This window comes from Kineococcus lubricus (assembly GCF_050871965.1).
In the GTDB taxonomy this organism is placed as follows: Bacteria; Actinomycetota; Actinomycetes; order Actinomycetales; family Kineococcaceae; genus Kineococcus.
In genome coordinates, this window is the sequence record NZ_JBJLSK010000001.1 from 216,317 (window position 1) to 240,990 (window position 24,674).

22 protein-coding genes are annotated in these 24,674 nt (G+C 76.0%); 8 read left to right on the top strand and 14 right to left on the bottom strand.

Annotated elements, in window-relative coordinates; genetic code table 11:
- Positions 1 to 47: 47 nt before the first annotated feature.
- The 3 genes from ACRYRX_RS00980 to sucC all read right to left on the bottom strand — a co-directional run bounded on the left by ACRYRX_RS00980 (position 48) and on the right by sucC (position 3,542).
- Complete coding sequence (locus tag ACRYRX_RS00980) at positions 48 to 1,337, bottom strand: cell division protein PerM (protein WP_432509907.1); 1,290 nt, start codon at positions 1,335 to 1,337, stop codon at positions 48 to 50.
- 129 nt (positions 1,338 to 1,466) lie between these two features.
- A complete protein-coding gene (gene sucD, locus ACRYRX_RS00985) occupies positions 1,467 to 2,366 on the bottom strand; it encodes a succinate--CoA ligase subunit alpha (RefSeq protein ID WP_432509908.1) in 900 nt (299 codons plus the stop codon).
- A gap of 3 nt (positions 2,367 to 2,369) precedes the next feature.
- A complete protein-coding gene (gene sucC / locus ACRYRX_RS00990; RefSeq protein ID WP_432509909.1) occupies positions 2,370 to 3,542 on the bottom strand; it encodes an ADP-forming succinate--CoA ligase subunit beta in 1,173 nt (390 codons plus the stop codon).
- A 209-nt stretch (positions 3,543 to 3,751) separates the two neighbouring features.
- Here sucC and ACRYRX_RS00995 point away from each other — a divergent pair, with 209 nt between their 5' ends.
- Both ACRYRX_RS00995 and ACRYRX_RS01000 read left to right on the top strand, forming a co-directional pair.
- Positions 3,752 to 5,149, top strand: a complete 1,398-nt coding sequence (locus ACRYRX_RS00995; RefSeq protein WP_432509910.1) for an aldehyde dehydrogenase (NADP(+)) — start codon at positions 3,752 to 3,754, stop codon at positions 5,147 to 5,149.
- A gap of 1 nt (position 5,150) precedes the next feature.
- The gene (locus ACRYRX_RS01000) at positions 5,151 to 6,077 is read left to right on the top strand and encodes an NAD-dependent epimerase/dehydratase family protein (RefSeq protein WP_432509911.1); all 927 of its coding nucleotides are present in this window, start codon (positions 5,151 to 5,153) and stop codon (positions 6,075 to 6,077) included.
- A 37-nt stretch (positions 6,078 to 6,114) separates the two neighbouring features.
- On the opposite strand, the gene ACRYRX_RS01005 is transcribed toward ACRYRX_RS01000, so the two are convergent.
- Complete coding sequence (locus tag ACRYRX_RS01005; protein ID WP_432509912.1) at positions 6,115 to 6,486, bottom strand: TraR/DksA family transcriptional regulator; 372 nt, start codon at positions 6,484 to 6,486, stop codon at positions 6,115 to 6,117.
- Positions 6,487 to 6,758: 272 nt separating this feature from the next.
- Here ACRYRX_RS01005 and ACRYRX_RS01010 point away from each other — a divergent pair, with 272 nt between their 5' ends.
- Both ACRYRX_RS01010 and ACRYRX_RS01015 read left to right on the top strand, forming a co-directional pair.
- Positions 6,759 to 7,448: a GNAT family N-acetyltransferase gene (locus tag ACRYRX_RS01010; RefSeq protein ID WP_432509913.1), complete on the top strand. Its 690-nt coding sequence runs from the start codon at positions 6,759 to 6,761 to the stop codon at positions 7,446 to 7,448.
- Between the two features lie 66 nt (positions 7,449 to 7,514).
- Positions 7,515 to 8,135: an L-threonylcarbamoyladenylate synthase gene (locus ACRYRX_RS01015; RefSeq protein WP_432509914.1), complete on the top strand. Its 621-nt coding sequence runs from the start codon at positions 7,515 to 7,517 to the stop codon at positions 8,133 to 8,135.
- A gap of 10 nt (positions 8,136 to 8,145) precedes the next feature.
- On the opposite strand, the gene ACRYRX_RS01020 is transcribed toward ACRYRX_RS01015, so the two are convergent.
- Complete coding sequence (locus ACRYRX_RS01020; protein ID WP_432509916.1) at positions 8,146 to 8,634, bottom strand: DUF427 domain-containing protein; 489 nt, start codon at positions 8,632 to 8,634, stop codon at positions 8,146 to 8,148.
- A complete protein-coding gene (locus ACRYRX_RS01025) occupies positions 8,631 to 9,527 on the bottom strand; it encodes a LysR family transcriptional regulator ArgP (protein ID WP_432509917.1) in 897 nt (298 codons plus the stop codon). Before ACRYRX_RS01025 ends, ACRYRX_RS01020 begins: the two co-directional genes overlap by 4 nt.
- 72 nt (positions 9,528 to 9,599) lie before the next feature.
- Between ACRYRX_RS01025 and ACRYRX_RS01030 the strand changes: the two genes are divergently transcribed.
- Positions 9,600 to 10,202: a LysE/ArgO family amino acid transporter gene (locus ACRYRX_RS01030; RefSeq protein ID WP_432509918.1), complete on the top strand. Its 603-nt coding sequence runs from the start codon at positions 9,600 to 9,602 to the stop codon at positions 10,200 to 10,202.
- On the opposite strand, the gene ACRYRX_RS01035 is transcribed toward ACRYRX_RS01030, so the two are convergent.
- Entirely contained in the window at positions 10,162 to 11,160 is a 999-nt protein-coding gene (locus ACRYRX_RS01035; RefSeq protein ID WP_432509919.1) for a BadF/BadG/BcrA/BcrD ATPase family protein, read from the bottom strand. The genes ACRYRX_RS01030 and ACRYRX_RS01035 overlap by 41 nt on opposite strands.
- A 236-nt stretch (positions 11,161 to 11,396) precedes the next feature.
- Positions 11,397 to 13,736 carry a DNA helicase PcrA gene (gene pcrA, locus ACRYRX_RS01040; protein ID WP_432509920.1) on the bottom strand — a complete coding sequence of 780 codons (2,340 nt, stop codon included), beginning with the start codon at positions 13,734 to 13,736 and terminating at the stop codon, positions 11,397 to 11,399.
- A 187-nt stretch (positions 13,737 to 13,923) separates the two neighbouring features.
- Here pcrA and ACRYRX_RS01045 point away from each other — a divergent pair, with 187 nt between their 5' ends.
- On the top strand, positions 13,924 to 14,511 hold the full coding sequence (locus ACRYRX_RS01045; RefSeq protein WP_432509921.1) for a TetR/AcrR family transcriptional regulator: 588 nt from the start codon (positions 13,924 to 13,926) through the stop codon (positions 14,509 to 14,511).
- Position 14,512: 1 nt separating this feature from the next.
- Complete coding sequence (locus ACRYRX_RS01050; protein ID WP_432509922.1) at positions 14,513 to 16,714, top strand: MMPL family transporter; 2,202 nt, start codon at positions 14,513 to 14,515, stop codon at positions 16,712 to 16,714.
- Between the two features lie 149 nt (positions 16,715 to 16,863).
- On the opposite strand, the gene ACRYRX_RS01055 is transcribed toward ACRYRX_RS01050, so the two are convergent.
- From ACRYRX_RS01055 to ACRYRX_RS01070, 4 genes are all read right to left on the bottom strand, one after another.
- A complete protein-coding gene (locus tag ACRYRX_RS01055; RefSeq protein WP_432509923.1) occupies positions 16,864 to 18,837 on the bottom strand; it encodes a bifunctional metallophosphatase/5'-nucleotidase in 1,974 nt (657 codons plus the stop codon).
- Between the two features lie 169 nt (positions 18,838 to 19,006).
- Positions 19,007 to 19,825: an NUDIX domain-containing protein gene (locus ACRYRX_RS01060; protein ID WP_432509924.1), complete on the bottom strand. Its 819-nt coding sequence runs from the start codon at positions 19,823 to 19,825 to the stop codon at positions 19,007 to 19,009.
- Positions 19,822 to 20,154: a DUF3817 domain-containing protein gene (locus tag ACRYRX_RS01065; protein WP_432509972.1), complete on the bottom strand. Its 333-nt coding sequence runs from the start codon at positions 20,152 to 20,154 to the stop codon at positions 19,822 to 19,824. Before ACRYRX_RS01065 ends, ACRYRX_RS01060 begins: the two co-directional genes overlap by 4 nt.
- Before the next feature lie 50 nt (positions 20,155 to 20,204).
- Entirely contained in the window at positions 20,205 to 21,047 is an 843-nt protein-coding gene (locus ACRYRX_RS01070) for an SURF1 family protein (RefSeq protein ID WP_432509925.1), read from the bottom strand.
- A gap of 298 nt (positions 21,048 to 21,345) precedes the next feature.
- Here ACRYRX_RS01070 and ACRYRX_RS01075 point away from each other — a divergent pair, with 298 nt between their 5' ends.
- Positions 21,346 to 22,701, top strand: a complete 1,356-nt coding sequence (locus tag ACRYRX_RS01075) for an aminotransferase-like domain-containing protein (RefSeq protein ID WP_432509926.1) — start codon at positions 21,346 to 21,348, stop codon at positions 22,699 to 22,701.
- A gap of 17 nt (positions 22,702 to 22,718) precedes the next feature.
- Here ACRYRX_RS01075 and ACRYRX_RS01080 read toward each other — a convergent pair whose 3' ends face one another.
- Both ACRYRX_RS01080 and guaA read right to left on the bottom strand, forming a co-directional pair.
- Positions 22,719 to 22,850: a hypothetical protein gene (locus ACRYRX_RS01080; protein ID WP_432509927.1), complete on the bottom strand. Its 132-nt coding sequence runs from the start codon at positions 22,848 to 22,850 to the stop codon at positions 22,719 to 22,721.
- A gap of 179 nt (positions 22,851 to 23,029) precedes the next feature.
- Positions 23,030 to 24,610: a glutamine-hydrolyzing GMP synthase gene (gene guaA / locus ACRYRX_RS01085; RefSeq protein ID WP_432509973.1), complete on the bottom strand. Its 1,581-nt coding sequence runs from the start codon at positions 24,608 to 24,610 to the stop codon at positions 23,030 to 23,032.
- Positions 24,611 to 24,674 lie beyond the last annotated feature (64 nt).

The following is a 24,674-nucleotide window of genomic DNA, read 5'->3' on the forward strand; positions in this document are numbered from 1 at the left end:
GGGGGTCCCCGCGGCGGGGTGGCGGTGGGGTGGGGCGGGGTGGCCGCTCAGGGGGTGGGGCGGTCGTCGCCGAGGAGCTTGCGCGGGGTCCGGGGGGCGCCGCCGGGGGCGCCGGGCAGGTCGATCACCAGTTCCGCCCCGCGCCAGGCGCGCCAGCCCCGGCCCAGCAGCACCGCGAGGACGGCGCCCGCGGCGACCTCGCCCGCGACGACGACCCCGGTCAGCAGCGCGTCGGGGCCGACCTCGCCGAGGCGGCCGTGCCCCAGGGCGCCCGACGCCAGGGCGCACAGCAGCGCGACCCCGGCCCCGGTCAGCGCGCCGTGGACCAGCGCGGCGGCGCAGCGGTGCAGCAGCCCCTCCACCCGGGGGCCGCGGCGGGCGGCCAGCACCCACGCGAGCGCTCCGACGAGGACGGGCAGCGCGACGGCCGCCCACGCCAGCGCCGGCGTGGCCCCGGGTGCGGGCAGCGCGCCCAGGACGGGGACGGTCGGCAGCACGTCCAGCGACGTCCCGCCGGGGGCCACGGAGGTCCCGGTGCCCACGGCGAAACCGGTCCCGCTCGTCCAGGCCACCCCCCACACGGCGAGCGTGGGCAGCAGCAGCGCCTGGGCGAGGGTGAGCAGCGCCCCGCCGACCACGCCCGGGCTCAGCGCCTCGTGCAGCGCCAGGACGTCGGCGCGGCCCCGGACCAGGGCGAGCGCCACGAGCAGGGAGCCGACGGCCACCAGCGCCGGCACCGCCGCGGCCGCCGGGCGCCAGGCCGCCACCACCCAGGCGGGCACCACCGGGGGCGTCGCCGGGCGCAGCGGCCACAGCGCGGCCAGCGCGCCCAGGCCCCCCACGAGGCACCCCCCGAGCAGCGCGCCCAGCGGTGAGGCGGCCCCGACGCCGCTGCGCGCGACCAGCGCGACGAGCAGGGTCAGGACGCCGTACGCGGCGGTGAACACCCCCAGGGCGGGCCCGGGCAGCACCGGGCGCTCGGCCTCGACCTGGTCGGCGAGCCACATCCGCACCGCCCGCCGCGCCGAGAGCCCGGCCAGCAGCGTCACCCCCAGGGGCGCGACCCCGATCGTCCCGCCGACGATCGCGACGTCGGCCCCGTGGGCGAGCAGCCACAGGTCCGCGCCGACGCGGGCGACCGCCGCCAGCGACGACGTGGAGCGCACCGAGGCGATCCAGCCGACGATGCACAGCAGCAGGACCGGGACGAGCAGGAACAGCACCGCCCGCACGGCCGCGCCCAGCAGCGGCCCCAGGTCGGGCAGGACCGGGGACCGGCGCGGGCTGCGGGCGGTCGGGCGGGAACGGGCGGTGGGGCGGCTACCGGCGGTGGACATCCCTGCGATCGTCCCCCGCGCCGGCGCCGCCGGGCGCGCGCGACGCGCGCGCGGTGCCGGTTTTCACGCGCGGACGCCCCCGCCGACGGGGTCGGCGGGGGCGTCGGGCGCGCTGCGGCGCGAGCGGGCTCAGAGGGCCTGGAAGATCTCCCGGGCCAGCTTCGCGGTCTCGGACGGCGTCTTGCCGACCTTCACCCCGGCCGCCTCGAGGGCGTCCTTCTTGGCCTGCGCGGTGCCGGCCGACCCGGACACGATGGCGCCGGCGTGGCCCATCGTCTTGCCCTCGGGGGCGGTGAACCCGGCGACGTACCCGACGACGGGCTTGGTGACGTTGGCCTCGATGAACTTCGCCGCGCGCTCCTCGGCGTCACCGCCGATCTCGCCGATCATGACGATGACGTCGGTGTCGGGGTCGTCCTGGAACGCCTGGAGCGCGTCGATGTGCGTGGTCCCGATGACCGGGTCCCCGCCGATGCCGACGGCCGAGGAGAAGCCGATGTCCCGCAGCTCGTACATCATCTGGTAGGTCAGCGTGCCCGACTTCGAGACCAGGCCGATGCGGCCGGCCTTCGTGATGTCGGCGGGGATGATGCCGACGTTCGACTGCCCGGGGCTGATGAGGCCGGGGCAGTTCGGGCCCACGAGGCGGGTCGTGCCGGACTTCGCGGCGAGGGCGTAGAACTCGGCGGTGTCGTGGACCGGGACGCCCTCGGTGATGACGACGACGAGCGGCGTGGCCGCCTCGATCGCCTCGACGACGGCGCCCTTGGTGAACTTCGCCGGGACGAAGATTACGCTGACGTCGGCGCCGGTGGCCTCGCGGGCCTCACCCACGGAGGAGAACACCGGGATCGCGACGGGCGAGCCGTCGGCGGCGGTGAAGTCGACGGTCTGCCCGCCCTTGCCGGGCGTCACCCCGCCGACGATCCTCGTGCCCGAGGCGAGCATCCGCTGGGTGTGCTTGCGGCCCTCGGACCCGGTCATGCCCTGGACGAGGACCTTGGAGTCGGAGTTGATGAAGATCGACACGGTTCAGGCCCCCACGTTCGCCAGTTCGGCGGCCTTGTCGGCCGCGCCGTCCATGGTGTCGACGACCGTCACGAGCGGGTGGTCCGCCTCGGCGAGGATGCGCCGGCCCTCCTCGACGTTGTTGCCGTCCAGGCGCACGACGAGCGGCTTGGTCGCCTCGTCGCCGAGGATGCCGAGGGCGGACACGATGCCCTTGGCGACCTCGTCGCAGGCGGTGATGCCGCCGAAGACGTTGACGAACACGCTCTTGACCTGCGGGTCGTTGAGGATGACGTCGAGGCCGTTGGCCATGACCTGCGCGGACGCGCCGCCGCCGATGTCGAGGAAGTTCGCCGGCTTGGTGCCGCCGTGCTTCTCCCCGGCGTACGCGACGACGTCGAGGGTCGACATGACCAGGCCCGCGCCGTTGCCGATGATGCCGACCTGGCCGTCGAGCTTGACGTAGTTGAGGTTCAGCGCCTTGGCCTTGGCCTCGAGCGGGTCGGCCGCCGCGGCGTCGGCGAGGTCGGCGTGCTCGGCGTGGCGGAACTCGGCGTTCTCGTCCAGCGTGACCTTGCCGTCGAGGGCGACGATGGCGCCGTCCTCGGTGCGCACCAGCGGGTTCACCTCGACGAGGGTGGCGTCCTCGGCGGTGAACACCGTCCACAGCTTCTGGAAGACCTCGGCGACCTTCGGCTGCAGGTCGGCGGGGAAGCCGGCGGCCTGGGCGATCTCGGCGGCCTTCGCGGCGTCGATGCCGGTGAGGGCGTCGACGGCGACGCGGGCCAGCGCCTCGGGGCGCTCCACGGCGAGCTGCTCGATCTCCATGCCGCCCTCGACGCTGGCCATCGCCAGGTAGGTGCGGTTGGAGCGGTCGAGCAGGACCGAGAAGTAGAACTCCTCGGCGATCTTCGCGCCCTCGGCGATCATCACCTGGTGGACGGTGTGTCCCTTGATGTCCATGCCGAGGATCTCGCCGGCCTTCTCGGCCGCCTCAGCGGGGCTGTGGGCGAGCTTGACGCCACCGGCCTTGCCGCGGCCGCCCACCTTGACCTGCGCCTTGACGACGACGGTCCCGCCACCCATGGCCTCGGCGGCCGCCTGGGCCTCCTCGGGGGTGGTCGCGACGCGGCCGTCCAGCACGGGTACGCCGTGCGCGGCGAACAGGTCGCGCGCCTGGTACTCGAAGAGGTCCACCAGTGTTCCTCGTCTTCCTCGTCCTCGATCGGAAGTGACTGTTCGTGCCGGGTGGGCACCAGTCCAGGGTCACTGGTCGGGCGTCCACATCGGCCGGCACCGGGCCTTCCCGACACTAGACCCGCGCGGCGGACGGCTCTCGCGCAGGTGTGGAGACGCAGGTCACACCGGCTCGCCGACCGCGCGGGACGGGACGAGGATGCCGTCCCGTGGACACCACCGCCGCCGACCTCGAGGCCGTCCTGGCCGCCGCGCACGCCGCGCGCCGGCCGCTGGCGCGGACCTCCCCCACCGACCGCGCGCGGGCCCTGGACGCCGCCGCCGACGCGCTGGAGGCGGCCCGGGCCGAGCTCGTCGAGCTGGCCGCGTCCGAGACGCACCTGCCCACCGCCCGGCTGGAGGGCGAGCTGACCCGCACCGTCTTCCAGGTCCGCCTGTTCGCCGCCGGGCTGCGCGACGGCTCGCTGGTGCCGGCCCGCGTCGACCCCGCCGACCCCGGCTGGGGGACGGGCCCGCGCCCGGACCTGCGCCGCACCGTCGTCCCGATCGGGCCGGTCCTGGTGTTCGCCGCCAGCAACTTCCCCTTCGCGTTCAGCGTCCTGGGCGGCGACTCCGCCTCGGCCCTGGCCGCCGGGTGCCCCGTCGTCGTCAAGGCGCACCCCGGCCACCCGGAGCTGTCGCGGCTCACGGCCCGCCTCGTCACCGGCGCCCTGACCGGCGCCGGGCTGCCCGCGGGGACGTTCGCGCTCGTCGAGGGCGTCGAGGCCTCGCTCGCGGCCCTGCGCGACCCGCGGGTCCGCGCCGCCGGGTTCACCGGGTCGCTGCGCGGGGGCCGGGCCCTGTTCGACGTCGCCGCCGGGCGGCCGGACCCGATCCCCTTCCACGGCGAGCTGGGCAGCGTGAACCCCGTCGTCGTCACCCCGGCGGCGTGGGCCGAGCGCGGGACCGCGATCGCCGACGGCTGGGTGGGGTCCCTCACGCTGGGGGCCGGGCAGTTCTGCACCAACCCCGGGGTCGTCCTGGTCCCGGACGCCGCGGCGTTCACGGCCGCGGTGGACCTGCCCGTCCCGGGCCCGATGCTGAACCCGGCGATCGCGCAGGGGTTCCAGGAGTCCACCCGGGAGCTGCGCGAGCAGCCGGGCGTGCGCGTCGCGGTGACCGGGCCCGCCTCGGACGAGGGCGTCGCCGCGCAGGTCCTGGCGGTGTCGGCGGCCGACGTGCTGGCGAACCCGCGGACCGTGCACGTCGAGGCGTTCGGCCCGGCCGGGGTCGTCGTCGGCTACTCCTCCCCGCAGGAGCTGCGCGACCTGCTGGAGGTGCTGCCGGGCCAGCTGACCGGGTCGGTGCAGGCGGCGGCCGACCCCGCCGACGACGACCTGGCCGTCGAGGTCGCGCAGCTGCTGGCCGAGAAGGTGGGCCGGGTCGTGTGGAACGACTGGCCGACCGGGGTCACCGTCTCCGGCGCGCAGCAGCACGGCGGCCCGTGGCCGGCGACCACGACCCCCACGACGACGTCGGTGGGCACGGCCGCGATCGAGCGGTGGCAGCGCCCCGTCGCCTTCCAGGCGGTTCCCGCCGCCGCCCTCCCCGAGCAGCTGAGGAGCTGACGTGCACGTCGTCGTCACCGGGGCCACCGGCCACATCGGCACCTACCTCGTCCCCCGCCTGGTGCGGGCCGGGCACCGGGTCACCGCGGTCTCGCGCGGCACCCGGCAGCCCTACCACCCGGACCCGGCGTGGTCGCAGGTCCGGACCGTCGTCGCCGACCGGGAGGCGGACACGTTCGCCGCGGACGTCGCGGCGCTGCGCCCGGACGCGGTGGTGGACCTGGTCAGCTTCGACCTGGCCACCACCCGCCCCCTCGTCGAGGCGCTGCGCCCCGGCGGGGCGTTCCTGGCCCACTGCGGCACCATCTGGGTCCACGGCCCCGCCGCGGCCTCCCCGCTGCGCGAGGACGACCCGCGCGAACCGTTCGGGGAGTACGGGACGCGCAAGGCGGAGATCGAGGAGTTCCTGCTGGCCGAGGGGGACCTGCCGTGCACGGTGCTGCACCCGGGGCACATCAGCGGCCCCGGCTGGCCCGTCATCACCCCGCTGGGCAACCTCGACCCCGGCGTCTGGCACCGGCTGTCCACCGGCGCCGAGCTCCTCGTCCCCGGCCTCGGCCTGGAGACGCTGCACCACGTCCACGCCGACGACGTGGCGCAGGGTTTCGAGCTGGCCCTGGCGCACCGGGACGCCGCGACCGGGCGGAGTTTCCACGTCGTCTCCGACCGGGCGCTGACGGTGCGGGGTTTCGCGCGGGCCGCCGCCGCCTGGTGGGGGCGGGAGGCGAACCTGCGGTCGGTCTCCTGGGAGGAGTTCCGCGCCGCGGCCGGCGAGCACGCCCAGGCCAGCTGGGAACACCTGTCCCGCAGCCACAGCGCCAGCACCGACCAGGCCCGCGAACGGCTCGGCTACGTCCCGGCGTTCACGTCCGAGCAGGCGGCGCGGGCCGCGGTGGAGGCGATGGGGCTGCTCGGCCCCTCGGCCTGAGACCGCCTGGGACCGCCTGGGACCGGCTGGGACCGGCTCAGACCGGGGCCGGACCGAGGCGCCGGGCGCAGGGGACGCACGCGGCGGCGTGCGGGCGGAGCTCCAGGCGCTCGACGGGGATCGTCCCGGCGCAGTGCACGCAGCGGCCGTACGTCCCCGCGCGCACCCGGGCCAGCGCCTCGTCGGCCTCGGCGGTGGTCCGGCGCGCCGCCGCCAGTTCCGCGGCGGTCGTGGGGTCGGTGTCGGCCCGCTGCAGGTCCTCGGCCGTGAAGGACCGCAGCAGCGCCCGCCGCACCCGCAGGTCCTCCTCCAGCGCGCGGCGCAGCGCCTCGAGGCGCTCGGGGTCGATCGGGGCCGCCGGACCGGGCAGGCCGTGGGCGACGGTGGGGGCGGGGGCACGGGTGTTCACGGGAAACTCCTGGGGAAAGACGGAGGACGCCCCGCCGGCGGCGGGACGTCCACGGTTCCGGGTGCGCGAGTGCGACTCAGGTGGGGGTGGCGTCCCGGCCGGTGGTCCCGGCGAACGGGGACGGCGTGGCCGGCGCGGGGGTCCGGTGACCGGTCCCCCGTCGCTGTCCCACCTCGCGCTCCGCCACGCCTCCACAGTAGTTCGGTCCCCGGGGAAGTCCAGCCGGTTTCCCCGCGCACCGGGTCCCCCGCGGCGTCTGTGACGATGCCCCGGTGACGAACCCGCTCGACGACCCGCTCGACAACCCCGTCTGGTCCGCCCTGACCGGCGTGCACGCCCACCTCGCGCAGGGGTCCGGCGACGGCCGCCGGTACCCCGCCGACGTCTCCCCGTTCTGCGCGGTCGCCGACCAGCGCGACCCGCGCGGGTGGGCCGACCTCGCCGACCTCGCCGGGCCCGGCGCGGAACTCCTCGTCCCGGCCCTGGACCGGGAACCCCCGGCGGGTTTCACCGTGACGGGCAGCCTGCCCGGGGTGCAGCTGGTGGCGACCGACGCGTTCACCTCGGAGGGTTCGGACCGCGTGGTCGTGCTGGGCGAGGACGACGTGGACGACGCGCTGGACCTGGTCGCGCGGACGCAGCCCGGGCCGTTCGGCCGCCGCACCCGGCTGCTCGGCACCTACCTGGGGGTGCGCGAGGACGGGAAGCTGCTCGCGATGGCCGGGGAACGGCTGCGGCTGGGGACGGCCACCGAGATCAGCGCCGTGTGCACCGACCCCTCGGCGCGGGGCCGCGGGCTGGCCACGACCCTGGTGCGCGCCGTGGCGCAGGGCGTCCGGGACCGCGGCGAACTGCCGTTCCTGCACGCCGCCGCGCACAACGAGAACGCGATCCGGCTCTACCTGTCCCTCGGTTTCACCCTGCGCCGCACTCTGGAGTTCGCCCGGGTCCGCACGCCCTGACCCCGCTCCCCCACCCCGGCGCCCGCCCGGGTGGGGGTGGCGGCCCGGCGGACCTATCGTGGCGTCATGGCGCGTTTCGTCGAGGTGCACCCGGTCGACCCGCAACCCCGGGCCGTCAGCCAGCTCGTCGCGATGCTGCGCGAGGACGCCCTGCTGGCCTACCCGACGGACTCCTGCTACGCGCTGGGGTGCCGGCTGGACAGCCACACCGGCGCGGAGCGGATCCGCCGGATCCGGCACCTGGACGAGCGGCACCACTTCACGCTGGTCTGCTCCGACTTCGCCCAGCTCGGCCAGTTCGTGCACCTGGACAACGTGCAGTTCCGGGCGGTGAAGGCGTCGACCCCGAACCCGTACACGTTCATCCTGCCCGCCACCAAGGAGGTCCCCCGCCGGTTCGCGCACCCGAAGAAGAAGACCGTCGGGGTGCGGATCCCCGACCACCCGTTCGTGCGCGCGCTGCTGGCGGAACTGGGCGAACCCCTGCTGTCGAGCACGCTGCTGCTGCCCGGCCACGACGAACCCCTCACCGACGGCTGGACCGTCAAGGAGGAACTCGACCACGTCGTCGACGCGGTCGTCGACGCCGGTGAGTGCGGCACCGAACCCACCACGGTCGTGGACTGGTCGCAGGGCTACCCGGAGGTCGTGCGGGTGGGGGCCGGGGACCCGTCGCGCTTCGAGTAGGCCGGGGGTCTCACCAGCCCAGGGTGCCCGGTGCGCCCTTGAACGGCCCGGTGACCTCCGAGGTGATCCAGCCGCCGTAGAAGTCCCCCTCCTGCGCCCGGACCTCCTCGTCGTCGAGCAGGCACCGCACGGCCGAGGGGTAGAAGGCGAACGCCCCGGCCAGCGGCGCGAACCCGGGCGTCGGGTGCGGGTACGTCCACGCCGCGCGCGGGCGCAGCACCCGGCCGTCGGCGGCGAGGAGGTCCACGTAGGACGCCTGCCCCTTCCACTCGCACAGGCTCGACCCGGGCGCGGGCCGCAACGCCCCCGGCACGACGGCGCCGGGCGCGACGTAGTACGTCGGCGGGTGGGAGGTCTCCAGGACCCGCCACGCCGACGGCCGGTCCGGGTCCGGGGCCACGTCGGCGAGCAGGCGCCCTTCGGGGTCCAGGACCCGCACGCGCCGCGTCGCCGGTTCCAGCCGCGGCGGCCGCGGGTAGTCCCAGCAGGATTCGCTCACCCCCGCAGCGTGCCCCGCGCTCCCGGGGAGCGCCACACCGCGAGCACCGCGTCGCTGAGCCGGTCCAGCGCCGGGGAACGGATCCGCCACCGCTGCCAGTGCAGCGCGACGTCGACCCCGCCGCCGGGGTCGAGGTCGACCAGGTCACCGGGGGCGGACGCGGCCACCTGCTCGGGCAGCAGCATCCCCCACCCGAAACCCTGCCGGACGGCCTCGCCGAAGTCGGCGGTCGCCGGGACGTGGTGGCGGGGCGGGTGCAGGTCCCCGAACCGGCGCAACCAGGTGTCCTGCAGGTCGTCGTCGCGGTCGAAGACGACGACGGGCGCACGGCCCAGGGCGTCCGGCCCCACCCCGGCGGGGAACCAGCGCGCGGCGAAACCGGTCGTGGCGCAGGGCCGGTAGTGCATGCGCCCCAACGGGATCGACGTGCACCCCGCGACGGGTTCGGCCTCGGTGGTGACCGCGGCCACGACCGTGCCCTCCCGCAGCAGCTCCCCCGTGCGGGCCTGGTCCTCGCGCCGCAGGTCGAAGCAGAACTCCCCGGCCAGCGGGGCCAGGGCGGGCAGGAACCAGGTGGCCAGGGAGTCGGCGTCGACGGCCACCGGCAGGACCGGCGGGCGACCGCCCGCGCCGGGGTCCAGGCCCAGTTCCCGGCCCGCCTCGGCGGCCAGGAGCTCCACCTCGCGCGCCAGCCGCAGGACGGCGCGACCGGCCTCGGTCGGCCGCACGGGCCGGCTGCGCACCAGCAGGACCCGTCCCGCGGACGACTCCAGCGCCCGGATCCGCTGGCTCACCGCCGACGGCGTGACGTGCAGCACGCGGGCGGCGGCCTCGAAGCTGCCCTCGGCGACGACGGCCGCGAGCGCCCGCAGCTGCGCGAGGTCGAGGTCCACGGAAGCGATGCTAAAGCGGGTGAAGGATCCTGAGCTGGACCCGCGTCACAGGCTGTCCCTACCGTCGGCGACGTGCTCACCCTGCTGTCCGGGCTGGCGTTCGGCCTGTCCCTCATCGTCGCGATCGGCGCCCAGAACACGTTCGTCATCAAGCAGGGCGTGCGCGGGGAGCACGTCGGCGCGGTCGTCGCCGTCTGCGCCCTCAGCGACGTCGTCCTGATCACCGCCGGGGTCGCCGGCGCCGGCGCCCTCGTGCAGGCCGCGCCCGCGGTGCTCACCTGGCTGCGGGTCGCCGGGGCGCTGTTCCTGCTGGCCTACGGCGGGTTCGCCCTGCGCCGGGCCTGGCGTCCCGGCGCGCTGCACGCCGACACCTCCGGCGGCGCCGTCGCCGTCGGCCCGGTCGTGGCGACGGCGGCGGCGCTGACCTGGCTGAACCCGCACGTCTACCTCGACACCGTCGTCCTGCTCGGGTCGGTGGCCGCCGCCCACGGCAGCGGGCGGTGGTGGTTCGGGGCGGGCGCCGCGCTCGGCAGCCTCGCCTGGTTCCCCGCCCTGGGCCTGGGCGCCCGGCTGCTGCGCCCGGTGTTCGCCCGCCCCGCGGCGTGGCGGGTGCTGGACCTGCTGGTCGCGGTCGTCATGGTCGCGCTGGCGGTGCAGCTGCTGCGCGCGGTCTGACCGCCGGGCGGCCGGCCAGCCGCAGCGCCAGGACCGCCGCCCCGCGCAGGCCGTCGTCGGCGGGGACCACCGCCCGGCCCCGCAGGGCCCGCGCGAGCGCACCGGCCGGCGCCGGCCCGACCACGTGGCGCCACACCCCGCCGCCCACGACGAGCGGCGCGGCAGGGTGGAGGTCCGCGGTGACCGCCCGCACCAGCACGGCCAGCTCGTCACCGGCCGCGGTCACGATCCCCGCGGCGACCGCGTCCCCGGCGCGCGCGGCGGTGGGGCACAGCGGGGCCAGCCGGGCCAGCCGCACGGGCGCGGCGGCGTGCACGGCGTCGACGAGGCCGGGGAGGGCGAGCGCCCGGCCCCGCTGCACGCGCCGGTCGTCCGGCAGCCCGAACGCGGCGAGCACCGCCGCGGTCAGGGCCGTCGCCGGGCCCGTCCCGTCGAGGTCGGCGGCGGCGGCGCGCGCGACGCGGCGCCCGATCCAGAACCCCGACCCGGGGTCGCCCAGCAGCCAGCCGTTGCCGCCGGCGACCCGGGCGAGGTCGCCGTCGCGGACGCGGGCGGCGACGGCCCCCGTCCCGACGACCAGCACGGCGCCGTCGTCCGTGCCGTCGTCCGTGCCGTCGGCGTCCCCGGCGGCCGAGTGGAACATCGCGAGCAGGTCCGGGACCCGGCGCAGGGCTGATGCGCGGGGCAGCCCGAGGTGGTCGGCGACCTCGCGGTCGCCCACCAGCCGGTCCGAGCCCGCGGTCGCGAGGACCGTGGCGGCGACGTCGTCCGCGCGGCGGCCGGCGGCGGCCAGCGCGGCGTGGGCGGCCGTGCGCAGTTCCGCCAGCGCGGGCCCGACGCCCACGGCCGTCGGGTTCCCCGGACCCGCGGCCGCCCGGCCCAGCGCGTACCCGTCGAGGTCGAGGACCAGGGCGCGGGTGGTGCTGCCCCCGGCGTCGAGCGCGAGCAGGACGGTCACGGGGCACCGGGGTGGTCGCGGGACGGTGGCACGGGTTCCTCCCGCCTGGCCCGGGGACCGCTCCCCGCTGATCGCCCGGATGCTCCCCGCGCCTGCGCAGCGCTGTCAAGAGCGCGCCACCCACGGCGATCGAGGACTCCCGCTCGGCGATCGAGGAGAGCCGGGGGCGTCGGTGCGCCCAGGAGTCCTCGATCGCGGAGCGGGAGTCCTCGATCGCGGAGGGGTGGGGGCGGGGGTCAGAGCTTGGTGACGGGGGCGTACCGCAGCAGCAGCCGCTTCGTGCCCTCGGAGCGGAAGTCGATGTGCGCGACGGTCTTGTCGCCCTCGCCCTCGACCCGCACGACCGTGCCCATCCCGAAGGAGTCGTGGGTGACGCGGTCCCCCGGGTTCAGCGCGACCACCGGGCGGCTGCCCGCCGAGCGCACCCCCGGCCGCTGCGCCGCGCGCGACATCGCGGTCGCCGACGAGCCGCCCTGGAACGTGGACGCGCCGCGCTTCCACGTGACGAGGGCCTCGGGGACCTCGTCGAGGAACCGCGACGGCGGGTACTGCTGCGGCGCGCCCCACGCGCTGCGGACCGCCGAGCGGGACAGGTACAGCCGTTCCCGGGCGCGGGTCAGGCCGACGTACGCCAGCCGGCGCTCCTCGGCGAGCTGGTCGGGGTCGCCCAGGGACCGCTGGTGCGGGAACGTCCCGTCCTCCATGCCGGTGAGGAACACGACGGGGAACTCCAGGCCCTTGGCGGTGTGCAGCGTCATGAGCGTCACCACGCCGTCGTCCTCGGCGCCGGCGGGGATCTGGTCGGCGTCGGCGACCAGGGAGACGCGCTCGAGGAAGTCCGACAGCGTCCCGTCGGGGTTGTCCTCGGTGAACTCCTCGGCGACCGCCACGAGCTCGGACAGGTTCTCCACCCGCGACTCGTCCTGCGGGTCCGAGCTGGCCCGCAGCTCGGCGAGGTACCCGGTCTGCTCCAGCACCGCCTCCAGCACCACGGCCGGGGAGGCGCCGGACTCGGCCAGGGTGCGCAGGTCGGCGACGAGCTGGGCGAAACCCTTGACCGCGTTCAGCGAGCGCGACACCAGGCCGACGGCCTCGTCGGCGCGTTGCAGGGCCTCGCCGAAGCCGATCCGCTCGCGCTCGGCGAGGACCACGATCGCGGCCTCGGCGCGGTCGCCGATGCCCCGCTTGGGCACGTTCAGCACCCGGCGCAGGTTGACGGTGTCGTCGGGGTTGTCCAGGACGCGCAGGTACGCGACGGCGTCCTTGATCTCCCGGCGCTCGTAGAAGCGCGTCCCGCCGACCACCTTGTACGGCAGGCCGGTGCGGATGAACACCTCCTCCAGCGACCGGGACTGCGCGTTCGTCCGGTAGAAGACCGCGACGTCCTTGTACGTGACGCCCTCGTGGTCGTGCAGGCGGTCGATCTCCTCGGCGACGAACGCGGCCTCGTCGTGCTCGTCGTCGGCGACGTACCCGACGATCTGCTCCCCGGCCCCCGAGGCGGTCCACAGGTTCTTCGGCCGGCGGTCCTCGTTGACCTTGATGACCTCGTTGGCCGCGGTGAGGATGTTCTGCGTCGAGCGGTAGTTCTGCTCCAGCAGGACGGTCGTGGCGTCCGGGTAGTCCTGCTCGAACTCCACGATGTTGCGGATCGTCGCGCCGCGGAAGGCGTAGATCGACTGGTCGGCGTCCCCGACGACGGTGAGCTCGGCGCGCTCGACGGGCCCGGTGCCGGTGCCGACGAGCTCGCGCACCAGGACGTACTGGGCGTGGTTGGTGTCCTGGTACTCGTCGACCAGGACGTGCCGGAACCGGCGGTGGTAGTGCTCGGCGACGTCGGGGAAGGCCTGGAGCAGGTGGACGGTCGACATGATGAGGTCGTCGAAGTCCATCGCGTTGGCCTGCCGCAGCCGCTGCTGGTACGTCCGGTAGGCGCGGGCCAGGACGCGCTCGGTCTCGGTGCCGTCCCCGGAGTGCGCGCGGTCGAAGAAGGCGTCCTCGTCGACGAGCTCGTTCTTGAGGTTCGAGACCATGGTCGACATCGCGCGCGGCGCGTGCTTCTTGGGGTCGAGGTCCAGCTCGCGGCCGACCATCGCCATGAGGCGCTGGGCGTCGGCGGAGTCGTAGATCGAGAACGAGGTGCGCATCCCCAGGTGCTGGGCCTCGCGGCGCAGGATCCGCACGCACGCGGAGTGGAACGTCGAGACCCACATGCTGCGCGCGCCCATGCCGACGACGTCGCCGACCAGGGACGCGACGCGCTCGCGCATCTCGGCGGCGGCCTTGTTGGTGAAGGTGATCGCGAGGATCTGGCCGGGCGTCGCGCGCCCCTCGGCGAGCAGGTGGGCGATGCGGTGGGTGAGGACCCGCGTCTTGCCCGACCCGGCGCCGGCGACGATGAGCAGCGGGGACCCGGAGTGGACGACGGCCTGGCGCTGCTGGGGGTTGAGCCCGGCGACCAGGGCCGCGGGGTCCAGGCCGCCGCGGCGCGCCGGGGCGGCCGGGCGGGTGGTCGCGGCGGGCGCGGCCGGGTCCGGGCCGTCGCCGAAGGGGAGGTCGTCGAAGAGTGTGCTCATCGTCCGTCAAGGGTAGGCCCGTCCCACGACACGGGCCGCCGTGCGGACGGGCGCCGGCGGGGGTTCGGTGGAGGCAGCGCCGCCCCTCCGGTCGCCGGCCCCGCCCCTCGCCGGGCGGGGTCACCACCAGTGGACCGTCCCGGTCGGTCGCGGACCACCTCGGTCCACAAAGGTCTACAGTGGTCCTGTGCCCCGACCGACCCGCGAAGAGATCGACGAGGAGATCCTCGACACCGCGGCGGCGCTGTTCGCCCGCCACGGCGTCGAGCAGACCTCCGTGCAGCGCATCGCCGACGCCGTCGGCTACTCCAAGACCGGTCTGCTGCACCGGTTCCCCACCAAGGAGGCGATCGCCGAGGCCACCGTCGCGCACACCGCCGCCCGCTTCGAGGCCGTCGCCGCCCGCGTCGCGGCCCAGCCCACCGGCCCCGGCCGCGACCGCGCCGTCCTCGACGAGCTCGTGACCCTCGCCCAGACCCGCCCGGGCCTCGTCTCCTTCATGCTCACCTCCCTCAGCCAGGGCGCGCTGGGCACCGCACGCCTCGACGCGCTCGGCGAGGTCCTGTTCCGCTGCTTCGGCGTCCCGCTCACCCCCGGCGCCCCGCCGCCGGCCGGCGAGGACCTGCTGCGCGCCGTGCGCGTCACCAGCGCCGTGGGGGGCCTGGCCGTCACCTCCCTCGCCTTCTGCGACGTGCCCACCGCCGACCTGCGCACCGAACTGGTCACCACCGCGCTCAGCGCGCTCGGCCACCCCGCCCCGACCGAGGAGAACTGAGATGGCCACCTTCCTGCACCGCCTCGGCGCAGCCGCCCTCCGGCACCGCGGGCTCGTCATCGCCGCGTGGGTCCTGCTGCTCGCCCTCGGGGGCGTCGGCGCGGCCACGCTGTCCGGCAAGACGGTCAACTCCTTCGAGATCCCCGGCCAGGAGTCGACGACCGCCCTGCGGCTCATCGGCGAGGAGTTCGGGGACACCGCCGACGGCGCCACCGCCCAGGTCGTCCTCCAGGTCCCGGCCGGGCAGCAGATCACCTCCCCGGAGAACGCCGCCAAGGTCGCGGGGGTGGTCCAGGCCCTGGGCGCGCTGCCCGGTGCGCAGGGGGCCAGCAACCCGCTGGACCCCGCGAACCCCACCGTCTCCCCCGACCTGCAGGCCGCCTACAGCACCGTCTCCTACGGCGTCGCCCCGCCGGAGGTCACCGACGCCCAGCGGGAGGCGCTGCTGCGCGCCGTCGACGACGCCCGCGGCACCGGCCTGACCGCCGAGGTCACCGGCAGCGCGACGCAGGGCGTCTCCACGATCGGCGGCGCCGCCGAGGCCCTCGGCGTCGTCGTGGCGCTCGTCGTGCTCGCCCTCACCTACGGCTCCCTCGTCGCGGCCGGCATGAACCTGCTGACCGCCGTCGTCGGCGTCGGCATCGGCGCGCTGGGCATCACCACGCTCACCGGGTTCGTCGACCTGCAGTCCACGACGCCGATCCTCGCCGTCATGCTCGGCCTGGCCGTCGGCATCGACTACGCGCTGTTCATCGTCACGCGGTTCCGGCACGAGCTGCTCGCCGGCCGCACGGTCGCCGAGGCCGTCCCGCTGGCCGTCGGCACCGCGGGGTCGGCCGTCCTCACCGCGGGGACCACCGTCGTCATCGCCCTCGCCGGCCTGGCCGTCGCCGGCATCCCCTTCCTCACCGAGATGGGCGTCGCGGCCGCCGCGACCGTCGTCGTCGCCGTCCTCGTCGCGCTCACGCTCGTGCCCGCCGCCCTCGGCGTCGTCGGCCTGCGCGCCCTGCCCCGCTCCGCCCGCCGCGCCCTGACCCACGAGGGCGGCAAGCACGCCGCCGTCCCGCCCGCCGACCCCGCCCCCACCGGCCGCGGGTTCTTCGGCGGCTGGAGCCGGCTCGTCACCGGCCGGCGCTGGCTCAGCCTCGTCGCGGCCGTCGTCGCCCTCGGCGCCGTCTCGATCCCCATCACCTCCCTGCAGACGAGCCTGGCGACGTCGTGGCCCGACGACAGCACCCAGGAGAAGGCCCAGGAGATCCTCGCCGAGCGCTTCGGCGCCGGGGTCAGCGGCCCGCTGCTCGTCCTGGCCCGCGGCACCGACGCCGTCGCCCGCGGCGGCGAGCTGAGCACCGAGCTGGCCCGCCTCGACGGGGTGGCCCTGGTCACCCCGGCCGTCCCCAGCGCCGACGGGGACGCCGCGCTGGTGACGGTGATCCCCACGACCGCCCCCGACGACGAGGCGACCACCGACCTCGTGCACCGGATGCGCGACCTCGTCCGCGAGGACGCCTCCGCCACCCCGGCCTACGTGACGGGCCAGACCGCCGTGAGCGTCGACGTCAATGAGACGCTGGCCGAGGCGCTGCCGGTCTACCTCGTGCTCGTCGTCGGCCTGGCCTTCGTGCTGCTCGTGCTCGTCTTCCGCTCGATCCTCGTCCCCGTCGTCGGGGTCGTCGGGTTCCTCCTGACCATCGGCGCCTCGCTGGGGGCCACGACGGCCGTGTTCCAGTGGGGCTGGCTGAAGGACCTCGTCCACGCCGACACGACCGGGCCGCTGCTGAGCCTGGCCCCGATCATCGTCGTGGGGATCCTCTTCGGCCTCGCGATGGACTACCAGGTGTTCCTCGTCTCGCGGATGCACGAGGCGCACGCGCACGGCGCCGACCCGCTGCAGGCCGTGCGCACCGGGTTCCGGCAGGCCGCCCCCGTCGTCGTGGCGGCCGCGGCGATCATGTTCGCCGTCTTCGCCGGCTTCGTCCCCGAGGGCGACGCCACGATCAAGCCCATCGCGTTCGCGCTGGCCGTCGGGATCCTCGCCGACGCCGTCGTCGTCCGGATGGTCGCGGTGCCCGCGGCGCTGTCGCTGCTGGGCCGGTCGGCGTGGTGGCTGCCGCGGTGGCTGGCCTGGCTGCCCGTCCTGGACGTCGAGGGGGCCGCGCTGGAACGGCGCGGAGCCGCCCCGGCCCCCGCCCCGAACGGCTGAACGACGTCGGCACCGCCCTCCAGGAATGGAGGGGCGGTGCCGATGGTTGGAAGGACTGGTCGCCCCGGTACGTGTCCCCGGGCCTCAACTCCAGCCGCTGCGAGCGGCCACTCGCCGAGAGGCGACGCTCGGGGCGACCAGCTCCTGCTTCAGGCGCTCCGGCGCCGGGCCGCGACGGTGACGAGCAACCCGCCGGCCAGGACGAGCGCGGCCCCGGCCGCGATCCACGGCGCCACCTCCACCCCCGTGTTCGCCAGCCGCCCGCTGCCCGCCGGCCGCGCCGCGACCGCGGTGCGGGTGGGCCGGGACACCGGCGTCGCCACCGGGGCGCTGCTGGTCGGGGCGGCGGTCGGCGCGGGCGCCGGCGGCACCACCGGCGCCGTCGTGGTCGGCGTCGGGGCCGGGGCGGCGACCGCCGCCCGGTACCGCGGCTCCAGGTCGGGGGCCAGCTGCTGGTTCTCCGGGAGCCCGAGGTAGGCGGTGAACGCCTCCAGGTCCGTCTTGCCGAGCTCGGCCCGGTCGGTGCCCTCGGCGAACGTCGTGAAGTTGTCGCCGCCGGAGGCCAGGAAGCTGTTCACCGTGACGCGGTAGGGCGCCGCCGGGTCCAGCTCCACGCCGTCCAGCGTCGCCGACGTGACGCGCTGCCCCGCGGGGGCCGCCTCGTCGTAGGTGAAGAAGAACCCCTTCGAGACGCCGAGGGCCAGGAAGGGCCGGGAGGACCCGGCGGGCTGCCACTGCTGCTCCAGGACCTGCCGGACCTGGGCCCCGGTGAGGGTCATCGTGACGACGGAGTTCGCGAACGGCTGCACCGCGGCGGCCTCGGCGTACGTGACGACGCCGTCGCCCTCGGCGCCGGAGGCGGCGAACAGCAGGTCGTCCCGGATCCCGCCGGGGTTCTCGAAGGCGATCTGCGCGCCCGCGCCCGCGGTCTGCTGCTTCTGCGCGTCGGCGACGAGGTTGCCCAGCGGCGACTGCTTGCCGCGGTCGTCGTCCTCGCCGGTGAAGGCGCGGGTGATGTCGGCCGTGATCGACCCCACGGGCTGCTGCCCGACCGTCTCGGCGACGGCGACGGCGTCGTCGACGATCCGCTGGACCTGCGCGTTCGGGGTGAAGCCCACGACGTCGAGGACCTGGTGGCCGGCCGCGACGACCTCGCCGGCGGCGTCGACGTCCAGCACGAGGTGGTCGAAGGCCGTGGAGTAGCTCTCGGCCGACAGCACCGGGCGCTGGACGGCCTTGCCGGCCACGGGGAACGCGCAGTCGTAGCGCAGGTGCGTGTGCCCGGACAGGATCGCGTCGACCTGCCCGGAGGCGCCCTGGACGATCCTCCCGAACGCGCCCTCGGTGCCGACGGTGGCGCAGTCGGTGGCCGAGGACCCCTCGTGGGCGAGCAGGACGACGACGTCGGCCTCGTCGTTGGCGGGGTCGCCGTCCGACAGCTGCGCGGCCACGGCGTTGGCCGCGGCGACCGGGTCGGTGAAGGTGAGGCCCGCGATGCCCTGCGGGGAGACCAGGCTCGCGGTCTGCTGCGTCACCACGCCGACGACGCCGACGCGGACCCCGCCGACCTCGGTGGTCACGAACCCGGGCAGCGCGGGCGAGCCGTCGGCCTTCACGACGTTCGCGGCGAGGTAGGGGAAGTCGGCCAGCGGGTCGGCGCCGTTCGCGCCGGGTTCGCCGTTCACGCCGATCCGGTCGGTGAGGTCGGCGTAGCCCCGGTCGAACTCGTGGTTCCCGGCGGCCGAGGCCGCCACGCCCATGGCGTTGAGGGCGGCGACGGTCGGTTCGTCCTGCTGGATGAACGAGGTGAACGTCGAGGCGCCGACGTTGTCGCCGACGGACAGGACGAGGGTGTTCGGGTTCTTCGCGCGCAGGGCGTCCATCGCCCCGGCCAGCTGCGCCGCGCCGCCGACCGGGTCGCCGTCGTCGGTCTCGTCGGGCGCCTCCAGGCGGCCGTGCAGGTCGTTGAAGGCGCCGACCTGGATCCGGGTGACGCCCGCGGCGGGGGCCGGCAGGACGTCGGGGACCTGCCCCGGAGCCGGGGTCGACGGCGTCGGCGAGGGCGACGGCGTGGTCGCCGCTCCGGCGGGACCGGCCAGCAGCGGGGTGCTCAGGGCGGCCACGGCGGCACCGGAGCACAGGAACCGGACGAGGGGGCGACTCGGGCGCATGATCTCGCTTCCACGGGGCGGGGCGGGCGATCGCCGATCCTGTCAGTCACGGTGACCTCAGCGGAACCCCCTGGTGGCGACCCGGGTGGGGATCAGGTGGCGCACAGGGACCGCACGGGCCTCAGGGGACCCGCGCGTCGCCCAGCGCGATGCGCAGGCCGCGCAGCGCCACGCCCACCAGACCGACGCCCTCGGCCTCGGCCAGCGGCACCCACCGGGCGAGGTCGGTGCTGCCCCCCACGTCCAGGACCTCCGGTTCGCGGACCTCCAGCGGCTCGGCCCGGACCAGGACCCGCACGGCGTGGAAGTCCTCCAGGACCCCGCGCGGGGAGCGGCCCGTGAAGTGCTCGGCGCCGATCTCGGCCAGCCCCGTCACCCGGACGTCCATCCCGGTCTCCTCGTGCACCTCGCGCACGACGGCGGTCAGGGGGTGCTCGCCGTGGTCGACCCCGCCGCCGGGCAGCGTCCACCGCCCCGGGCTGGGGGTCCGGGCGCTGAGCCGGGTCAGCAGCAGGGCGCCGTCGGACACGACGACGGCGTAGCAGGCCAGCCGCTGCCGCACCACGGGCGCGTCCCCCGGCACCGGGGACAGCCGGACCCGCTCGGCGGGGTCCAGGACGACGTCGGCGTCGGCGGCCAGCGGCCACTCCTGCGGCACCGGGACGCGCTGCGCGCCGGCCAGGCCGCCGGGGGCGCGGCCGGCCAGGACCAGGTGCACCGTGTGCAGGTCGAGCCCGTCGTCCTCGCGGCGGCCGTCGACGACCGCGAGCAGCTCACCGGTCTCCGGGCCGCCCGGCCCGCCGCCGTGGACGCGCGCCAGCGCCGCGGCCGGCGTCTCGCCGTGGGCCAGCAGCGCCCACGGCAGCACGCCGTCGAGCACGAGCAGCCGGCCGTCCTGGACGTCGGCGAGGTGGACCGCGACGCGCTGGAGCGCGCTCACGCCGCCGTCGCGGAGCGGGCGCCCAGCCGGGCGCGCACGTCGCGGGTGTTGCGGTGCTCGGCGTAGAAGGACAGGAACGGGATCGTCCCGGCGAGCGCCGTCAGCAGCATCCGGCCCCACGACCAGCGGACCCGGTTGCCGAGGTCGAAGGTCGTGATGAGCAGGACGACGTACAGCCAGCCGTGCGCGACGCCCACGGTGGCGACGACCGCGTCCCCGCCGCCGAAGGCGTCGAGGTACTTCTGCGGCATGCCGACCAGGACGAGCACGACGAGGCCGATGCCGGTCAGCCAGGCCATCACCCGGTAGCGGGTCAGGGCGGCGCGCACCTTGGGCGCCGAGCGCAGGTCGCCCGCGGGTCGGGGGGTCGCGTCAGGGCTCACCGGGCACCACTCATGTCTCGTCCTCCAGCACCGTCCACGGGTTCGTCCACCCGCGGTCCGGGGTCATCCTCCCCCGGCCCGGTCCGCTCGTCGCGCACGGCCCGGAACCACACGACGACGGCGAAGAGGGCGAAGACCCACCACTGCCCGGCGTAGGCGAGGTTGCGCCAGTCCAGCCGGCGGCTGGTCCGGCCGGGGTCGGCGGGCGGGACGGCCCGCAGGCCCTCGGCCGGGGAGGTCTGGGTGACGTAGGCGTTGGCGACGGGGTAGTCGACGCGGTTGACGAGGTCCGCGGCGCTGACGACCCAGGTCTGCCCGGCGGGCAGCGCGTCGGTGGAGGGGGCCACGTCGGAGGCCTCGGGCGGCTGGACGACCCCGGTCAGCTCGACCGGCCCGGTCGGCAGGGCGGGTGCGGGCTGCCCCTGCGGCACCCAGCCGCGGACGACGGGGACCCCGGAGCCGTCGGCGAGGACCACGACGCCGACCACCCAGGAGCCGACGGCGCCGTCCAGCGGGCGGCCGGGGGCGAGCAGGCTCACGGCGGGGTCGAAGGTGCCGGACACCTCGACGCGGTGCCCGACCTCCTCGGCCGACAGGACGGCGGCGGCGCCGGCGGCCCCGGCGTCGACGACGCTGCTGACCGGGGCGACCGGTTTGAGCGCGGGGGGCTCGGACACGACGACGTTCCCGCGCTGCCACTGCCAGACGCCGAGGCCGCCGCAGGCGAGGACGACGACGAGGGCGACGACGGTCAGGACGACGACCCGCCCGGTGGGGGCGGTCCTGCGGCCCTCGTCCACCGGGTCCACCCGCTCCTGGTCCACGCCGTCCCGGTTCACCGCCACAGGTTACGTGCCGGGCCCGGTGCGCCCGTCAGCTCGTGCGCCCGAACTGGTCCTGCCGGGCCTCGTCGGCGATAGCGGCATTCCACGAAGGGCGGTAGCGCTTTCCCCGGGCCGGTCGGTCCGCCCGGCGGTCCGCCCCCGGGTAGCGGGTGTCGGCACCGAGGAGAGGAGCGCTGAGCGCCAACGCGACCAGCAGGCACAGGATCAGGACTAGGCTCATCGGGACCACCGACCGCTATTGTCATCGGATCGGAAAGCGCTATTGTTGTCTCTCATGGACTACGGTAGCAGTGTGCAGCGCGTCACGGCCAGCCTCCGCGAGCTGGCGGCCGCCCTGCCCGCCGGCAGCAAGCTGCCCAGCAGCCGGCGGCTCGTCACCGACCTCGGCGTCGGGCCCGTCACCGTCCAGCGCGCCGTCGACGCCCTCGTCGCCGACGGCACCGTCGTCACCCGCCCCGGCGCCGGCACCTTCGTCGCCCGCGCGGCCCGCACCGCCACCGTCGACACCGACTGGCAGCGCGTCGCCCTCGGCGCCTCCCCCGTCCAGGCCGACGGGGTCCTGTCCGCCCTGACCGTGCCCTCCCAGAACGTCCTGGACATGGCCCGCGGCTACCTCGACCCCACCCTGCAGCCCACCTCGCGGCTCGCCTCCGCCATGGCCCGCGCCGCCCGCCGCCCCGAGGCCTGGTCGGTGCCGCCGCTGTCCGGCGTGCCCGAGCTGCGGACCTGGTTCGCCCAGCAGCTCGGCGCCGACCGCGACGACGTGTTCATCAGCCCCGGCGGCCAGGGGGCGCTGTCCACCGTCCTGCGCTCCATCGTCCCCGCCGGCAGCCCCGTGCTCGTCGCCGTGCCCAGCTACCCCGGCGTCATCTCGCTGCTGCGCAGCGCCGGGCTCGTCCCCGTCCCCGTCCCCACCGACGCCGACGGCGTGCGCCCCGAACTGCTCCAGCGCGCCTTCGAGCAGTCCGGGTCGCGACTGCTGTACCTCCAGCCCACCTACGCCAACCCCGACGGCTCGGTGCTGTCGGCCGACCGCCGCCGCCCCGTCCTGGACCTCGCCGCCGCCGCCGGGGCGTTCATCGTCGAGGACGACTTCGCCCGCTGGCTCGGCCACGGCCCCACCCCCACCCCCTCGCTGCTGCGCGACGACACCGACGGGCGGGTCATCACCGTCAACTCCCTGTCCAAGGTCTCCGGCCCCAGCCTGCGCGTCGGCTGCGTCGTCGCCCGCGGGCCGGTGGCGCGCCGCATCGCCGGGCTCAGCTTCGTCGACCACCTCATCGTGTCCCGGCCGCTGCAGGAGGCCGCCGTCGAGCTCGTCACCGGCGCCGGGTGGAACGCCCACCTGCGGGGGCTGTCCGCCGCCCTCGGCGCCCGCCTGGACACCCTGGCGACCGCGCTCGCCCGCGAACTGCCCGAGTGCGCCTTCACCCGGCCCCGCGGCGGGTTCTCGCTGTGGCTGCGGCTGCCGCGCGGCGTCGACGACCTCGAGGTCGCCCGCCGCACCCGCGAGCACGGCCTCGTCGTCGGCCCCGGCCGGCACTACGTCGTCGCCGAGGAGGACGCCACCCACCTCCGGCTGTGCTACGCCGCGATCACCGAGCAGCAGATCCCCGCCGCCGTGAAGATCCTCGCCGGGTCGCTGTGAGCGCCGCGGCGAGGGGTTCACCGGACCCCGCGCCGCACACCTCCGACACCCCCACCGGTCCCGTCGTCCTGCGCGAGGCCCGGCGCGCGGACGTGCCGGCCGTCGGCCTGCCCCTCGACGACCGGCTCGGCCGCGGCCGGGAGCCCCACCGGCGACCTCGCGCCCCACCGCGCGGCCTTCGAGCGGATCGACGCGCACCGCTCCTGCGAGCGCCTCGGGCTCGCCGCCCCCCGCGTCGGGGTGGAGCTCACCCCCCGAGCGCGGCCACCACGCGCGACGCCCCCTCGCGGTGGACCGCGAGGGGGCGTCGGTGGAGCTCAGCGCGGGATCACTCCCACTCGATGGTGCCCGGCGGCTTGCTCGTCACGTCGAGCACCACCCGGTTCACCTCGTCGACCTCGTTCGTGATGCGCGTGGAGATCCTCGCCAGCACGTCGTAGGGCAGCCGCGTCCAGTCCGCCGTCATGGCGTCCTCGGAGGAGACCGGCCGCAGCACGACCGGGTGGCCGTAGGTGCGGCCGTCGCCCTGCACGCCGACGCTGCGCACGTCGGCGAGCAGCACCACGGGGCACTGCCAGATGTCGCGGTCCAGCCCGGCCGCGGTGAGCTCGGCGCGGGCGATGGCGTCCGCCGCGCGCAGGATCTCCAGCCGCTGCGGCGTCACCGCCCCCACGATGCGGATCGCCAGGCCCGGACCCGGGAACGGCTGCCGGTAGACCATCGCCTCCGGCAGCCCCAGCTGCACGCCGACCGCGCGGACCTCGTCCTTGAACAGGGCGCGCAGCGGCTCCACGAGCTCGAAGGCCAGGTCGTCGGGCAGGCCGCCGACGTTGTGGTGGCTCTTGATCGTCGCCGCGCCCGTGCCGCCGCCGGACTCCACGACGTCGGGGTACAGGGTGCCCTGGACGAGGAACCGCACCTCGCCGCCGTCCGCGCCCTCCTTGGCCACGACGTCGCGCGCGGCCTGCTCGAACACGCGGATGAACTCGCGCCCGATGATCTTCCGCTTCTGCTCAGGGTCGCTGACCCCGTCGAGGGCGTCGGCGAACCGCTGCACGGCGTCCACCACGTGCAGCTTCACGCCCGTCGCGGCGACGAAGTCCTTCTCGACCTGCTCGGCCTCACCGGCCCGCAGCAGGCCGTGGTCGACGAACACGCACGTCAGCTGGTCCCCGACCGCCCGCTGCACCAGCGCGCCGGCCACCGCCGAGTCCACCCCGCCGGACAGCGCGCAGATGACCTTGCCGTCGCCGATCTGGGCGCGGATGCGCGCGACCTGCTCCTCGATGACGTTGCCCGTGGTCCAGTCCGGGTCGATCCGGGCCCCGCGGCGCAGGAAGTTCACCAGCACGTCCTGGCCGTGCTCGGAGTGCTTGACCTCCGGGTGCCACTGCACGCCGTAGAGGCGCCGCTCGTCGTCCTCGAACGCCGCGACCGGCGTGCCCGGCGTCGAGGCCGTCACCCGGAAACCCTCCGGGGCGCGGGACACGCTGTCCCCGTGGGACATCCACACGTTCTGCGCCGCCGGCTGGTCGCGCAGCAGCGTCGAGGCCTCCGCGTCCGGCAGCTGCGCCGGCGTCCCGCCGTACTCGCGGCTGCCCGTCCGGGCGACCTCGCCGCCCAGGGCCTTGGCCATCGCCTGGAAGCCGTAGCAGATGCCGAGGACGGGGACCCCCGCCTCGAACAGCGCCGGGTCGACCTGCGGGGCGTCCTGCGCGTACACGCTCGACGGGCCGCCGGACAGGATCACCGCCGCCGGGTCCTTCGCCAGCATCTCGGCCACCGGCATCGAGCTCGGCACGATCTCGGAGAAGGTGTCCGCCTCCCGGACCCGGCGCGCGATCAGCTGCGCGTACTGGGCTCCGTAGTCGACGACGAGGACCGGTCGGTGGGTGCGCTCCGCAGCCACCTCGGGGTTCTCCTGTGCGGTCTCGCTCTCGGGCGCATCCGGCGTCACCACCCAAGGGTATCCG